This window comes from Pectobacterium sp. F1-1 (assembly GCF_025643735.1).
GTDB lineage: Bacteria > Pseudomonadota > Gammaproteobacteria > Enterobacterales > Enterobacteriaceae > Pectobacterium > Pectobacterium colocasium.
The window spans coordinates 2,505,545-2,520,155 of record NZ_CP104733.1; the positions used below are offsets into that span (position 1 = coordinate 2,505,545).

Below are 14,611 nucleotides of genomic sequence, written 5' to 3' on the forward strand. Positions count from 1 at the left end.
CCATAACCCACTAAGTGAGGTAGTTAATCATGGCTGAACGCGATTCTAAGCCAGAACCCCGCGCAACTGAAGTAAAAGAGCCACAACGGCATTACACCGTCGGTTACGCCCCCAACGGCGGTAAAAAACCACCCAGCCCGCAGCTTAAGCTCAGCGGCAAGTGGCTCGAAGACCTCGGCTTTAACACCGGACAGCCCGTTATCGTCACCGTTGAGCGCGGTAAACTGGTCATTGAGACCGAGCTAAGGTTCTGACCGGTAAAGGTAAAAATCCCGGCCTGTTTGAGAAGCCGGGATGCTTTGACTACTTAATCATATTAACTCATATTGCTTCTCTGATATTTTTTGTAAGATCCCAGACTCAACCATTCCATCTAATAACCCCTTTATTTCATGATCATCATGTGATGGAAAATATTGAGATAAGCGCCATACATCTATCAACTTGGGGTTTTTGATATTATTAATATCGACTACTGTCTCTTTTTGGATGTTTCTTATTAAAAACTTAATACCTTTACCATGTTTAATAAAATTCCATTCACTGTCATTAACAAAAACAGTCCCTTTCTTAGGGAAGTCCAGCAAGAAGTCAAAGTCCTTTAAGCTCGGATAAGCAATAAAGAAGGCCTTCATTAACATCTCTTGAAGACTGATAAAACTGATAATTTCCCGTTCATTCATCATATCAATACCTTACCCTTGCCTCAGCGGCTTCCCGCAAAAGCTGATCACCTTGTTCTTTTGTAACCTCATGTATTCTAATTGGTATATCTTTAATTCCGGCTTTTGCTGCTGCTTCAGCTCTATGATGACCATCAATAATAATTGCTTTACCATTTACGATAGCAACATCGACAGGTTCATTGGCATCAAAGCCATTTGCTTTCATATCTTTCACAAGCCGTTTTACTTGTGAACCCGACATTTCATTTTTATTTTGCCTGCTAATTAGAATACTTGGATCTACGTTCTTAGTAGTTACTTGAGAAGTACCATTTCCATTATTATTTCCAGCCTTACCTGCTCCGCCAATGATACCAGCCGCACTTGTCGCCCCCGCTTGAGCAATGGTGTTAATTGCAAGCTGTGACGCCTCATCCGAACCGCCCACTGCCTGCGCGTTATGTATCGCCTGTAAACGTCCAGCTTCCAGAGCAGGCGTCACAACGTGCAGATAAGCCCATTCCTCAAGGTCTGCACCGCTCAAGCTACCATCAGCCCGAAGTTTCTCCCCCAACTCCTCAATTCGCTGACCATAGCCTGCCTGCAACTCCGCCATTTCTTTGGCTTTTGCAACACACATCAACACTGGAACAGTTTTCGACACTCTTGATTTGTTCGTCGGAGATTTTCTTGAACTTCTCCGTCACCTCATCTTTACAGGCACTGTCACTGCCACAGGATGACATTTCACTTAGCCGTTGACGGTTCTCCTCTGTACTGAGGAAGTTATTCTCCACCGCATTACGCCCGGACTGTGCGCCGCTGGCGGCGGTGGCCGTGCTGTTGCTCGCCAGACCGGATATCAGCCCGGAGGCCAGCGTGGAAAGCGCGCTGACCGACTGCTTTTCCTCTTCCGTCAGGTCGTTTGCCGTCTTGCCCGGGTATTGCTCCGCCATGATGGCGCGGGCGGCCAGTTCACCGCTGGAGGCACCGATGGCCCCCGCCGCCGCATCCTGACCCGACAGTTGCGCGACCACCGCCCCCACCACCGCGTGCGCCATCGCATTCGCCGCGATATCCGACGCCGTGATTTTGCTTTCATCCTTCGGTAGCGTGACGTCTTTCACCAACTGTGCCAGATACGGCGCGGCTCCGCTGGCTATCGCTTTCTGGATGTCCCCGCCCGCCAGCGCCTGAATTGCCGCCGTGGCCGCCTGTGCCGCGCGCTGGAAGTCGCTGCCCGTGCCGTATTTCTGCATCTCGGCCTTGTAGGTCGGCGATTCCGTCAGCGCCTTTTTATAGACTTCCCATTCCTGCGCCGAATCACCGTCCTGCGGGCGTTTGACGGTGGCATCGCCTTTAGCCTCCGCGGCTTTCTGCGCCTTCAGCTCGCCTTCCGTGCGCACGATATCCATCACCTGCGCGCCAATTTCACCAATCAGCTGCGCCTGTTTCAGGCGTTTCTGCTCTTTCTCTTTGTTAAAGATCGGGCTAAGCGCGTTGTTCGCGTGCTCAACGTCACACAGACCGAAATGACGCGCGATTACAGCCGAAGTCCAGCCTACACCTCAAAGGTGCCTAGCCAGAAGCTACGGAATTTGAGGCCGATACCACAGTCATCATCACCGCTGAACATGGATAACTACTGATCCATATAGTACTTGAATGACAGACACAAAATGATTTACAGCATCCCATTAGCCAATTTTATATTTCAAACAAATATCATTTGCTGTTAAATGACCATTAATTAGCTCATTGTATTCACTTTCTGTAATTTCTACTTTTTGTTCTTCAGTTCCCTGAGTTCCTGACAAACAGAAAAAAACATACTGGCAATTATTTAATTTCCTTACTCTCCACCAATCCTCGGTTGAGAATTCGTCATCTACCAATGGGGCCTTTTCAGGATATGAAAATGATTTCATTGTGTAGTATTTATCCATATCATTCATCTCACTTACCACCATTATATTTATTCAAATCAATCAACTGGGCGTTTGGCTTGTGTGAAAAATCCATTACAGCCTCAGAAATACCACCAGATGTCTTTCCTCCTGGCAACCAAAACTTATTTGCGCCAAGTTCATTCCCTGATGGGATTTTCAAATTCTTAATATCTTGCTTCTTGATATAAAAAACACCCGTGTTTGAATTACCTAAGTAGCCCGACTCTAGTCCCTGTTTTTTCTCCACAATCCTGAGATTACCACTTGATTCTTTTATCAATTTATCGAATTCAGATTTGGGCATCACAAACCCATTATCTGGGCCAAGGGTTCCATACTTTTTCACATCCCCCATTGAGGTAAATCTCACCGCCCCATCGTCAAACTTAGCCAAATGCGCATCTATTTCAGCTTTTGACATGTATGTTGATGGCTCAGGCCGTTCCCCTTTTGGAGTGTTAACAATCTCATTTATTTTAGATTGGCTTAATTTTGAATCTCTAGCTGAAACACCTGCTTTACCGGGTAAAAGCACACCAATGCCTGTCCCTGCAAGCAAAGCAGCCCCCTCAGAGACAACTGCTAAACCTTTACCAAACTCACTGGCATATCGGTCTATGACCGCATTATCGTTCCCCGTCTCTTGCTGTACAAACCTGGCAACATCTGGGTCAATTCCCTGTAAGAATCCATTTTCAACATATGCATTATAAGCATCATTTGCGACCTCACGGCCAAATGCACACATATCAGGGTTCTCTTGGCACGATGCTATCTGTTTTTCCCTGTCTTTTTCTGCCTGCTTACGTGCCTCTTCAAGAATAGGAGTAATATCCTCTCCTTTTTCTTTGGCTGCTTTCACTTTTCTGTCCAGCGCATACATATCGCTGCTCAGATAGTTATTCTCAACCGCATTGCGCCCGGACTGTGCGCCGCTGGCGGCGGAGGCCGTGCTGTTGCTCGCCAGACCGGATATCAGCCCGGCGGCCAGCGTGGAAAGCGCACTGACGGATTGCTTTTCTTCTTCCGTCAGGTCGCTCGCAGTCTTGCCGGGGTATTGCTCCGCCATGATGGCACGGGCAGCCAGTTCACCGCTGGAGGCACCGATGGCCCCCGCCGCCGCATCCTGACCCGACAGTTGCGCGACCACCGCCCCCACCACCGCGTGCGCCATCGCGTTCGCCGCGATATCCGACGCCGTGATTTTGCTTTCATCCTTCGGTAGCGTGACATCTTTCACCAGCTGTGCCAGATACGGTGACGCCCCGCTGGCAATCGCTTTCTGAATATCCCCGCCCGCCAGTGCCTGAATCGCCGCCGTCGCCGCCTGTGCCGCACGCTGGAAGTCGCTGCCCGTGCCGTATTTCTGCATCTCGGCCTTGTAGGTCGGCGATTCCGTCAGCGCCTTTTTATAGACTTCCCATTCCTGCGCCGAATCACCGTCCTGCGGACGTTTGACTTTGGCATCACCTTTAGCTTCCGCCGCTTTCTGCGCCTTCAGCTCGCCTTCCGTGCGCACGATATCCATCATCTGCGCGCCAATCTCACCAATCAGCTGCGCCTGTTTCAGGCGTTTCTGCTCTTTCTCTTTGTTAAAGATCGGGCTGAGCGCGTTGTTCGCGTGCTCAACGTCACGGCTCAGCGTAGTGATATCCTGCACCTGCTTCGCCGTGTCCCGCAACAACAACGTGCCGTCGCTCACCGCCGCATAGGTGGTGCTGGACGCATTGCCGCGGCTACCCAGCGACATCAGCGCTGACGGCACATTCATCGCCAGCGTCGACAGCATACTGCCGTTCAGGGACGGGCTGGCACTGAACCCGGCGCCGCTGTGCTCCACCTTGAACTCGGCTTTGTTGTTGAGCCCGCTCCAGCCCAGCGTCCCCGTGTCCAGCCGATTTTTCTCGGCGCTGGCAGTGGAGCCAATGACCGCAGCGTCAAGCTGGGTGTGTTCACCGGTCTTTATACCAAAGCCGTCTTTACCCGCAAAGAGCCCGGTCTGCTGCTGCACGCTGTCATAATTGCTGTGCATCTTGTCTTTACTGAGGCTGATATAGCCGCTGCCACCTCCGCCGCCCCAGGTAAAGCTGCCGCCCGCCGAGCCGCTCACCTGTCTGGAATCATAACGCTCGCTGTCCTGCTGACTTTGCAGCAGCAGGTTACGTCCGGCATCAACATCAATGCGCTCGCCGTTCACCTGCGCGCCAGTCAGCCGCGTGTCGCGCTCGCTTTTCAGCGTGACGTGGTTACCCGCATCCACCGTGGTTTCTGACCAGCTGTTGCCCGTGCCGGTTTCCCGCCCTTTCGCCGCATTGAGGTAGTTACTATGGCTAAGCAGCATCATAAGTCAGAACCCGACACACCCCAAGCATTACGACACCTGAAGGTCGGCTATGTCAGCCGTCGTCACGCCGACCGCAACGATATGACGCGCTATTACAGTCGCAGCCCCAGCCTGCACCTTACCGGCAACTGGCTGGAAGCCGCAGGATTTGGCACGGATACGGCGGTAACAGTGAGTGTTGAGCACGGTCAGTTGCTGATACGCATTGTGGCTGAATGACAGGCAAAAAAATCCCGGCCTTTTTAAGGGCCGGAATTTTTTTTACTTTAGGATATAGTCAAATTTCTCATCCCAATTAAACCGAATGTCTTGTTGCTTTGTCTGTTCGAAGATTTGGACAATTTTATTAAAGCAATCACCAAGACAACTTTTTGAATAACCAGAGTTTATCCAAATTATTTTTACTGGACGTTCTACATCATTGCTTAAACGATCCCTAAGGGCATCTAAATTTCGCCCATAATAAGGGCCAAAATCTAATAAATCAGACATAGCCTTATGGAAGTCAGGCTCGGTTTCGATACTTGCACCATCTAAAATTATTTCATTCATATTTACTTCCATTTACCTATTGAGGTCGCCGTCTCGTAGTGATCTGTTGTGATATAGAGCAACCCATCATTTGAATATAATAATCTTGTCCCCGGCTGGTTACTTCTCGACATAGTATTTTTTAATCCTATATCTGCTTCCTGCCACACCCTACCCGGTACAGAAGGTAATAAATTATTTGAGTTTTCAAAGATGTCTCCCCCTAACTGACTATCAGGATTCGTATTATTTAAGGCTTTTCCAGGCTTCCACCCGTTAGCCCTGGCTTGTGCTTTATTTACGTAATTTTGAGGCAATTGCCCTGTACTACGTAAACTTTCCACAACCTCATTGGCTGCTTCAGTTGTTTTTAAGTCCATTTTCAAGCCAGCATAACTAGCAGCATTGTTAGCATTTCTTGCTGCATTAGCTGCCACAGCTTCAGCCTTAGCCACCGTTGCTTCTGCAACAGTTTTACCAACCCCGATAGCTCCAGCAGCCCCGACACCTCCCGGTGTAACAGCTTCCGCTACCTGCAATCCGGCATTGTTCAGACAAATCGTCGGCGCTGCCTTACATCCTTCCAGTGCCGCTTTTGCCAACGCTGCAATTTCTGGGGTTGCGCCCACAATCATTGCACCACCGGCAACGCCAGCTACACCGGCTGATACTACGAGATTGCCTTCAGCGATCCCTTTCGCAATCTCTGCCTTACAGGCAGTACCGCATTCGTCGTTTTTGCCGAACCAGAACCCAAATGCTGTTCCGGCATCTGCCCCCAAAGCGTTATTCTCCACCGCATTGCGCCCGGACTGCGCGCCGCTGGCGGCGGAGGCCGTGCTGTTGCTCGCCAGACCGGATATCAGCCCGGAGGCCAGCGTGGAAAGCGCGCTGACCGACTGCTTTTCCTCTTCCGTCAGGTCGTTTGCCGTCTTGCCCGGGTATTGCTCCGCCATGATGGCGCGGGCGGCCAGTTCACCGCTGGAGGCACCGATGGCCCCCGCCGCCGCATCCTGACCCGACAGTTGCGCGACCACCGCCCCCACCACCGCGTGCACCATCGCGTTGGCCGCGATATCCGACGCCGTGATTTTGCTTTCGTCCTTCGGTAGCGTGACGTCTTTCACCAGTTGCGCCAGATACGGTGATGCCCCGCTGGCAATCGCTTTCTGGATATCCCCGCCCGCCAGCGCCTGAATCGCCGCCGTCGCCGCCTGTGCCGCGCGCTGGAAGTCGCTGCCCGTGCCGTATTTCTGCATCTCGGCCTTGTAGGTCGGTGACTCCGTCAGCGCCTTTTTATAGACTTCCCATTCCTGCGCCGAATCACCGTCCTGCGGACGTTTGACGGTGGCATCACCTTTAGCTTCCGCGGCTTTCTGCGCCTTCAGCTCGCCTTCCGTGCGCACGATATCCATCACCTGCGCACCGATTTCACCAATCAGCTGCGCCTGTTTCAGGCGTTTCTGCTCTTTCTCTTTGTTAAAGATCGGGCTGAGCGCGTTGTTCGCGTGCTCAACGTCACGGCTCAGCGTGGCGATGTCCTGCACCTGCTTCGCCGTATCCCACAACAATAGGCTGCCGTCGTTTACCGCTGCATAGAAGTGGCTCGAAGACCTCGGTTTTAACACCGGACAGCCTGTTATCGTCACCGTTGAGCGCGGTAAACTGGTGATTGAGACGGAACCGCGGTTCTGACAGGCACATGTAAAAATCCCAGCACCAAGGCCGGTTTTTTTAATTCAACATAGTCAATCAAGAAACCTGCATACAGAACTATTTATAACATCCGAATTACTTATCCAACATGTTAGGATCGTACAAAGATGAGGCCTGCATTTTGGGCTTGATTTCTTCATGCCAAGCCTTAAAAATCCAATCTTGTGGACGATTATTTATCACAGGATTGGCCTTAAGATCGATTTCTATTGCTTTTTCTATCTGTTCATAGCAACACATATATTCTCTTGAGGATAACTTTGTAAAGTCAAGCAACTGAAAATAATCGAATACTTCATAAACCTTCTCCATTACCTCCATACTGACATCACTAATATATGGCCGTAGATAATCCGCAATAATATCTATCGCAGATGAGCCCAAAGACACCGTTTCGCCTTTAAAACACAATCCTCCTGCCATGAATTACCTCATAATAACAATCTGATTTTTTTGACTTTCTGGCAAAGCATTCAAATATTCTAAGATTCTCTGCTGATTTGCTGGAGTAAGATTTCTAAAGTCTAAGGGAACTATATCTGCTTTTTCCAGATGCTGATGTAATGTTTTTACATTATTATCCCAATTGTTATTAAAAAACTTATTCATCCCTTCAATTTCTTTCTCTGAGCCTTTTGCTGTTGTAAACATAAAGTCAACAGTTTTCCCTTTGTTTGGTCCGCTGGAAAATACAAAATCGGCACCACTGGCATCAGGATCAACACGTTCCAATTTCCCGCCCATAGTATTTTGCAATTCGGTGGCGGCTGAACCTTCTGCAAGCTTGTTCTTGCCAGCGTGAGGATCAAATTTCAATCGGTTTACTTCGTCAAGGTTAACAGCGGCTCCTGTATGAGCTACTGAGCCAGCAATTTCATCACTAGCCTTATTGAGCAGCTTAGACGCTTCAGCAACATCCCCTTTCTTCAGCGCCACTTCTGCTGCTTTAATCGCTTTACCCGCAGCATCACCTGCAATCGGAATTAATCCAACCATTGCTGCCAGATAATCAATAGCATTCTGCGCTTCCGCAAAGCCTTTGATATCGCCCACAACCGGTACAAAGTCTAATCCAAAACCAGCAGCACCTTTCAGCAATTCATTGCGATGTTCACTTATCTTGGTCGAACATGCTTCCGCACTTAATCCTGCACAATTCTGAGCTTTGAATTCTTCAACCATAGCAACAAGTTGCTTCTGCGCGCTCTGATATTTCTCCTCCTGCGATATACCGGAGACTTTATTCTCAATAATGTCACTTAGCGCATTATTCTCCACAACAACGTTTTCCGGTGCGGACTCAGCCAGCGAACACCATTTTTCCCTGTACAGTCAGCCAGTTACAGCCGGTTTTTCCTGAAGCGTTTCGATAACAGCACACCCAAGCCCCGATACGCACTTTTTCATCCCGGCACGCTACCGCCCCGCCGTGACCTTACCGCCTGCAACCGCCACATCATAGCAGCAGCCCAAGTCGCTGCCAGTAGTCGTTTTGTTGTTGAACCGGGTTTATCGCGGCGCGAGCCGTTCCGCAGCTTGCCTGTGGGACGGTGAAGCGTCTGCCGGGTGCGGGCTGGCGAAGCCCGCAAGAGAACGGGTTAGCGGGGAGGCCCCCGGCGGGGGCCGCACGGGGCGGAGATGGCGAGCACGGGAACGAGCAAGGAGCCGGCGACTGCGAGCCGGGCGCAGCCAGTGCAGCGGGGTCGGGGCGGGGGCGAGGTAAACCCCTTCAGCGCCGTGACGCAGGAACGGCTTCTGCTTTGATATTGACGTTGATGTTTGCTGAGGATTGACGCCGAAGCCTGCGCCGCCAGGGATGGCGGCCACTCCGTCAGAGCCAGGGAAGCACGCTGAGGTTTGCAGCAGAGGGCGAAGCCCTGTGCGCCACACCGCGCCACAGAGCCCAACCCCGGCGGCCAGCCGCACGCCTTTGCCGAGGAAGACCGCAGCGCGCCCATTAGCCGACCGGCGCCGACATAATGTTCGTTGCGCGTTGGCCGCGTTCAGCGGCTTTCGCGTAATGCCACATTATGTTGAATGACGAACGGCCAGCAACGTTAATGACAGAGAACGGCTTGGGTTAACGCTGGCCGGGCGACATTTACCGCCGGAGCGCTTAGCTGAACAAGGCAATAGGTGCGCCACGGATGGCGCAGCTTTTGCCCGACGCCGTACCCTGCGGCCTTGAAGAGAACGAGCTAACTTTTGTGACTGTCCGGCAACACAGGTATGTCGTGCGGCTCCGCTGTGTCCGCCTCCTCGTCCGCTATCAGGTCAGCCAGCAGCCCGGTTTCTTCTTCAGCCTCACGCTCTGCCGGGTGCGTACTCGCATGGACTGCGGATAACGCCCTGATGGAGACTTGCGTATAGAGTTGCGTGCTCTCCACGCTCGCATGACCTAACATCGCCTGTATCCACCGGATATCCGCGCCGTTCTCCAGCATCTGCGTCGCCATCGCATGCCGGAACAGGTGACAGCTTCCCCACGGCGCGAGTCCCGATGCCCGGATGTAGTGGCCGACCATGTGGGTGATGCCGTTCGCCGTCAGTCCCGCGATTCCATCCAGCGCCACGAACAGCGCGGTAATGTCCTGACTGACCAGCAGTTGCGGCCTCACCTGTTGCTGGTAGTGACTCAGCCAGCGCAGCGCCCGGTTTCCTATCGGGATAACCCGGTCTTTTCTTCCCTTGCCCTGCCTCACCGTCACCGTTTTACGGCTCCCGTCCACGCTGTAGACGTCCAGCTTTGCCACCTCACCCCGCCTCAGCCCCGTTGACCACAGCAGCTCCATCAGTGCACGGTCACGGATGCCCTGAAGCGTCGTCAGGTCGGGTAAGGCCAGTACCTGCTCCACGTCCTCCACGCTCAGTATCGTGCGCGGCAGTCGCTTTTCAAGTTTCGGCAGCTCCAGGTCGGCCGCCGGGTTCGCCAGTATCAGATGCTGTTTCGTCAGCCAGCTGAACCACACCTGCAACGGCTGTAACGCCGTGCGCTGGGTCCGGGTGGAGAGGGGTTCACCGTTGCTTTTGCGGTACTGGTACAGATGCCGCTGGTAGCGTTCAAGGATGGGGCGGGTTACGTCACGGACATAATGCACTCCCCGCTCTGCTGCCCACAGGATGAACCGGTACTGGTGATGCGTCTGCACCTTCAGCGTCGCCTCCGACCCGTTGCGCTCCCGACGCCACACCACGAACCGCAGCAGCAGCGCATACAGGCTCTTCGGGTCGCTGGCCGGACCGATGGGTTTACGGTAGACCTCATCCACCGTCAGCAGCGCACCCGACCGTGGTTTACGGTTGGCCATGCGTCACCACCTTGTTAGCATCGGAGGCGATGGCAGCAGCACGTTTTCTTTTTCCTCTTATTACCGTGTTTTCAGCAACCCCGACTGCTTCGGCGTCCAGCCCTTGTACTGTCTGGCCTGACGCCACTTTTTCACTGTCCGACCGACTACCGACCACACCCCGACTGGTGGCCGACTGAGCCGCTTCCAGACCCGACCGGTTATCGCTGCCCTCAACCACGCTATTTATCGGTGAACCCGCACTCACGGGCAGCACGATTTTACCCGCTTTCTTTTTTCCCTTTATTACTGCGTTTTCAGCAACCCCGGCCGCTTCGGCACCCAGCCCTTGTACTGTCTGGTCTGACGCTACTTTTTCACTCTCCGACCGACTACCGACCACACCCCGACCCGTGGTCGACCGATATTCATCTGACCCCGACCGGTTATCGTTGCTCTCGCTGGCCGGAACGGTTTCTTCCACGTCCAGTAACCCGCATAAGTGTGGCTGACCGCTGTCTTCGCCGTCCCACAGCAGGCCGTACTCATACGTCAGCCCGCGCCGGTAAAGCACAAGGTATTCCATTTCCAGCAGCCTTGAGAGATGCACTTTTAGCTGCGTATCACCCCAGCGCAGGGTTGCCCGGACATCCCGCCGTGAGAACCGAACCTCTTCCGCTTTCAGCGCCTGACGCACTGCGACATCCCGCACCATTTCACGCAACAACACCAGTAACTTCCGCGTCTGTGGCGGCATCTCGTCCAGCGTTCGCCCCAGTACCTCATGCGCCAGTTGATTGGCTAACGCGATATCACTCTGTGCCACCTCGATATACTCGATAACCGCGCCCCGATGCTCGACCCGTTTCACCGCTCGCTGGTACTGGTGCAGCAGCGCGATGCTTTGTATCAGCGTCAGGTATTTCATATGGTCGCGTCGGGTACGGGTTTTATCACTCAGGAACGTCAGCCGGTCAGCATACGGGTTCACCACCTTCAGTGGCCGCAGCAGCCGCTGCGCGTTCTGGTGCAACTTAGTCAGATACCCTTTCTCACTCGCGGCCAGCAGCCCTTCCAGCGTCTGCCCGTGTCGCTGCATCGCGTGTATCGCCTGCGTCTGTTCACGGCTCTCGTTGACCGTCAGCACCAGACAGCGGTTCAGCAGCTCTTCATCCACGTCGATAGCCGTGGTGGTCAGCATCAGCATTACCGGCCCTTGTACCTTGTACTCCCGTGTGACCAGTTCGCCGCTCTGCTCGTTCTTGCCGGTACTGGCGATTTTCAGCTCCCCGTCCGACTGCAACAGCTTCAGCGCATACGCCGCCTGCCGCACCCCTTCCTCTTCCGCGATAGCCAGTATCTTGTGTTGCAGCGAGGTTTCACCAAGGTAGTACAGGCTCTGCCCGGTCATCGCCGAGTACTGGATACGCTCTTCTTCCGGCATCAGCCCCAGCACCGCGTCCATCAGCGAGGATTTACCTGCAGCTGATGATGACTGGATAAGCACGGCCAGCGGTTTATCCAGCTTGCGCGACGTCGCCGCCAGATACCCCGTCAGCAGATTGGTTGATTCCCCCACCACGCCACAGGCTGCCAGGTCATTGACGATACGCTCGGTGAGATGGGGAGATTTGAGCAGCGCCAGCGCTGCCGCTTCGTCTTCCGCGCTGACCGTCACCGCCGCTGTAACATCCGACTGCACCGTAGATTGTCGCGCTTCATCCTGCTTCTGCTCCAGCATCAGCAGCACCCGACCGCATTCACGTTTGATGACCGAGGACTCACAGCCCAGTTCAACCGCCGCCGCACTGATATAGCCCTGACGATGACGTGAACTGTACATATCCAGTGAGTCCACATGGAACGTACCGGCACTCTCATCCCGCACCTGCACGTTCACCTTCATCACTTCCGCCACTCTGTTCTTCTGCCAGCCGCGCACCCGCCACACCCGTGGTCCGGCGCGTAACAGCAGCTCACCGGTATCCGTTTGTTCGCACGGCACCACATCAACCGCAGGTGCAGAGGCGGCTAAAGAAGAAGGATTTTCACCCACGTCAGACACCGGCGTTTCATGACTGAACACCACGCCGGGGACAACCCCTTTACCCATCCATTGTGCCTGCTCCAGCGCCAGCCCTAACGCCGCTTCAGGATTACCACTTTTCAGCGCATAGGCATTCGCATCCAGCCCCTGCGGGAACGGCACTCGCCACGCCTCGATACCGCTTTCCAGCAGGTCAGCGGCCACGGCTTCCGCACCCCGGTCGCCTGCCTCATCCCGGTCATAGGCGATTAACACCCGCTTGACCCCGTGGTACTGCAACGCCGCCAGATGCTCAGCGGTAAAACCGTTCGACCCGTAAGCCGTGGTCACATGGCGGAACCCCGCACACCAGAAGGTCATGGCGTCGATAAGCGCTTCGCACAGGATAATTTCAGACGAGGCTTTCAGCGCTTCCTCGTTCCATACCCCGGCCAGCGGTGACGGTAAGTAGAGGTGTTTGGGTGAGCCTTTCTTCACCGCGTAGTCCGCCGTGGTCCGGCGACCATACAACTGCAACACCCGCCCGCGCTGCGCCACGTTCGCCGATTCCGACCAGCCGATAACCGGCATCACCACACAGCCCCGGAAGTGGTCTTGTCGCGTACTCGCCCGCAATACCCCCAGCCCGGCCAGCCGCTCGCGCAGCCGTTTTCCCTCAAGGCTTGACGTCGACGGCAACAGCCCCGCGCTGCCGCCGATACCGTGATGCCCCGCGAACCCTAAGCGGAAGTGGCTTACCAGTTCAGGATGGTTCAGCCCGCGACTGACCAGCCACTGCTGCGCCTCCGGACTGTTCAACAAGTTATGGTGATAGAAGTCGATAACCTGATGCAGCAGCGCCTGACCGTCATCATCCAGGTCAGACAGCGGCGTCCGTGCCACTGGCGGCGAAGCCAGTACAGGGACGGCGGCTAAAGAAGACGGGGTTCCGGCCAGCTCCCGCAGCCGCACCAGCGTCTGCGGATAGGTCAGTTTCTCGGTGTGTTGCAGCCAGTCCAGCACCGACCCCGATGCCCCGCAGCCAAAGCAGTGATACAGGTTCTTTGACGGCGTAATGACACAGGACGGCGTTTTCTCCCGATGGAACGGACACAGACACACATAGCTGTCGTCACCCTGCTTTTTCAGTGCATGACCCTGACGTTGCGCCACGGTCAGCAATGACACCTCATGCTTGAGCTGCGCCAGTTCTGCCGGTGTCATTCGTCCCATTCCGTCGCTCCTGTAAAAAACACGTCAAGACCACACATATGTTTTAATATGGTACATCATGATGTATATTTAGCAAGTGCTGTTTTTTCGAGGGGGTAATATCATGCGCACGACATCTCACTGGTATCTGCTCACTATGTCATTACCTGTTCGGTTAAACGCATTACGTAAAAAGCTCGGCCTGTCCCAGCAGGCAATGGCTGATGCTGTCGGCCTGCATGTTAACAGCTGGAAGAAGTACGAGAGCGGACAGGCCATGCCGTCGCTGGATGCACTCAAGAAGATTGCAACCACGCTGCATGTCAGTACCGATTATTTGCTATTTGAAGAACATGAACGTGGCCCGAGTGACACGCTGACGCTTCAGTTTGAGGCCGTCAGTCAGTTACCCGAGAACGAGCAGGCGATTGTCAGGGAAGTGCTGGAGAGTCTGATTATCAAGTACCAGTCCCGCCGCTGGGACTCCGCCAGGAAGGCGGTTAAAGAAGAGTAGCATAGACAGGATTTAGCGCGTCACCGACGGGTTGCAGCCCATCAGCGACGCTCACCACAACAACTAGTTAGGAGTAGTTGATATGGCTAAGCAGCATCATAAGTCAGAACCCGCCACACCCCAAGCATTACGACACCTGAAGGTCGGCTATGTCAGCCGCCGTCACGCCGACCGCAATGACATGACGCGCTATTACAGCCGCAGCCCCAGCCTGCACCTTACCGGCAACTGGCTCGAAGCGGCGGGATTTGGCACCGATACCCCGGTGACTGTCACTGTTGAGCACGGTCAGTTGCTGATACGTATTGTGACTGAGTGACAGATAACAAAAATCCCGGCCTGTTTGTGAGGCCGGGATTTATAATGA

General features: G+C 53.9%; 15 protein-coding genes and 1 pseudogene. 5 read left to right on the forward strand and 11 right to left on the reverse strand.

The genetic code is table 11. The annotated features are described in order from the left end of the window. The first annotated feature begins 29 nt into the window (after window positions 1–29). A complete protein-coding gene (locus tag NAL19_RS11100; RefSeq protein ID WP_263057358.1) occupies window positions 30–254 on the forward strand; it encodes a type I toxin-antitoxin system SymE family toxin in 225 nt (74 codons plus the stop codon). A 57-nt stretch (window positions 255–311) separates the two neighbouring features. On the opposite strand, the gene NAL19_RS11105 is transcribed toward NAL19_RS11100, so the two are convergent. The 5 genes from NAL19_RS11105 to NAL19_RS21710 all read right to left on the reverse strand — a co-directional run bounded on the left by NAL19_RS11105 (window position 312) and on the right by NAL19_RS21710 (window position 4,958). Next, a complete protein-coding gene (locus tag NAL19_RS11105) occupies window positions 312–686 on the reverse strand; it encodes a DUF6896 domain-containing protein (RefSeq protein ID WP_263057359.1) in 375 nt (124 codons plus the stop codon). 1 nt (window position 687) lies between these two features. Then, the gene (locus NAL19_RS11110; RefSeq protein WP_263057360.1) at window positions 688–1,281 is read right to left on the reverse strand and encodes a ParB N-terminal domain-containing protein; all 594 of its coding nucleotides are present in this window, start codon (window positions 1,279–1,281) and stop codon (window positions 688–690) included. Continuing rightward, complete coding sequence (locus NAL19_RS11115; protein ID WP_263057361.1) at window positions 1,244–2,080, reverse strand: VENN motif pre-toxin domain-containing protein; 837 nt, start codon at window positions 2,078–2,080, stop codon at window positions 1,244–1,246. Before NAL19_RS11115 ends, NAL19_RS11110 begins: the two co-directional genes overlap by 38 nt. Window positions 2,081–2,362: 282 nt before the next feature. Next, complete coding sequence (locus tag NAL19_RS11120; protein WP_263057362.1) at window positions 2,363–2,620, reverse strand: hypothetical protein; 258 nt, start codon at window positions 2,618–2,620, stop codon at window positions 2,363–2,365. Window position 2,621: 1 nt separating this feature from the next. Then, the gene (locus NAL19_RS21710) at window positions 2,622–4,958 is read right to left on the reverse strand and encodes a VENN motif pre-toxin domain-containing protein (RefSeq protein ID WP_317630279.1); all 2,337 of its coding nucleotides are present in this window, start codon (window positions 4,956–4,958) and stop codon (window positions 2,622–2,624) included. Here NAL19_RS21710 and NAL19_RS11130 point away from each other — a divergent pair. Beyond that, window positions 4,941–5,177, forward strand: coding sequence for a SymE family type I addiction module toxin (locus NAL19_RS11130; protein WP_225087997.1), 237 nt, complete (start codon window positions 4,941–4,943; stop codon window positions 5,175–5,177). The two genes, NAL19_RS21710 and NAL19_RS11130, sit on opposite strands and share 18 nt — an antisense overlap. Window positions 5,178–5,219: 42 nt before the next feature. Here NAL19_RS11130 and NAL19_RS11135 read toward each other — a convergent pair whose 3' ends face one another. Both NAL19_RS11135 and NAL19_RS11140 read right to left on the reverse strand, forming a co-directional pair. Next, entirely contained in the window at window positions 5,220–5,510 is a 291-nt protein-coding gene (locus tag NAL19_RS11135; RefSeq protein ID WP_225087996.1) for a barstar family protein, read from the reverse strand. 2 nt (window positions 5,511–5,512) lie between these two features. Next, window positions 5,513–7,117 carry a VENN motif pre-toxin domain-containing protein gene (locus NAL19_RS11140; RefSeq protein ID WP_263057363.1) on the reverse strand — a complete coding sequence of 535 codons (1,605 nt, stop codon included), beginning with the start codon at window positions 7,115–7,117 and terminating at the stop codon, window positions 5,513–5,515. A 7-nt stretch (window positions 7,118–7,124) separates the two neighbouring features. Here NAL19_RS11140 and NAL19_RS11145 point away from each other — a divergent pair. Then, window positions 7,125–7,184, forward strand: a pseudogene (locus tag NAL19_RS11145) (hypothetical protein); the annotation flags it as partial. Between the two features lie 96 nt (window positions 7,185–7,280). Here NAL19_RS11145 and NAL19_RS11150 read toward each other — a convergent pair. The 4 genes from NAL19_RS11150 to NAL19_RS11165 all read right to left on the reverse strand — a co-directional run bounded on the left by NAL19_RS11150 (window position 7,281) and on the right by NAL19_RS11165 (window position 13,751). Beyond that, entirely contained in the window at window positions 7,281–7,628 is a 348-nt protein-coding gene (locus tag NAL19_RS11150; protein ID WP_225087994.1) for a hypothetical protein, read from the reverse strand. A 3-nt stretch (window positions 7,629–7,631) separates the two neighbouring features. Beyond that, entirely contained in the window at window positions 7,632–8,483 is an 852-nt protein-coding gene (locus NAL19_RS11155; protein WP_263057364.1) for a hypothetical protein, read from the reverse strand. Between the two features lie 920 nt (window positions 8,484–9,403). Continuing rightward, complete coding sequence (gene xerC / locus NAL19_RS11160) at window positions 9,404–10,513, reverse strand: site-specific tyrosine recombinase XerC (RefSeq protein ID WP_263057365.1); 1,110 nt, start codon at window positions 10,511–10,513, stop codon at window positions 9,404–9,406. Then, a complete protein-coding gene (locus NAL19_RS11165) occupies window positions 10,500–13,751 on the reverse strand; it encodes a CHC2 zinc finger domain-containing protein (protein WP_263057366.1) in 3,252 nt (1,083 codons plus the stop codon). The genes xerC and NAL19_RS11165 overlap by 14 nt, the downstream gene beginning before the upstream one ends. Window positions 13,752–13,887: 136 nt before the next feature. Here NAL19_RS11165 and NAL19_RS11170 point away from each other — a divergent pair, with 136 nt between their 5' ends. Both NAL19_RS11170 and NAL19_RS11175 read left to right on the forward strand, forming a co-directional pair. Further along, entirely contained in the window at window positions 13,888–14,244 is a 357-nt protein-coding gene (locus tag NAL19_RS11170) for a helix-turn-helix domain-containing protein (RefSeq protein WP_306797792.1), read from the forward strand. Between the two features lie 82 nt (window positions 14,245–14,326). Next, window positions 14,327–14,563 carry a type I toxin-antitoxin system SymE family toxin gene (locus NAL19_RS11175; protein WP_263057367.1) on the forward strand — a complete coding sequence of 79 codons (237 nt, stop codon included), beginning with the start codon at window positions 14,327–14,329 and terminating at the stop codon, window positions 14,561–14,563. Window positions 14,564–14,611 lie beyond the last annotated feature (48 nt).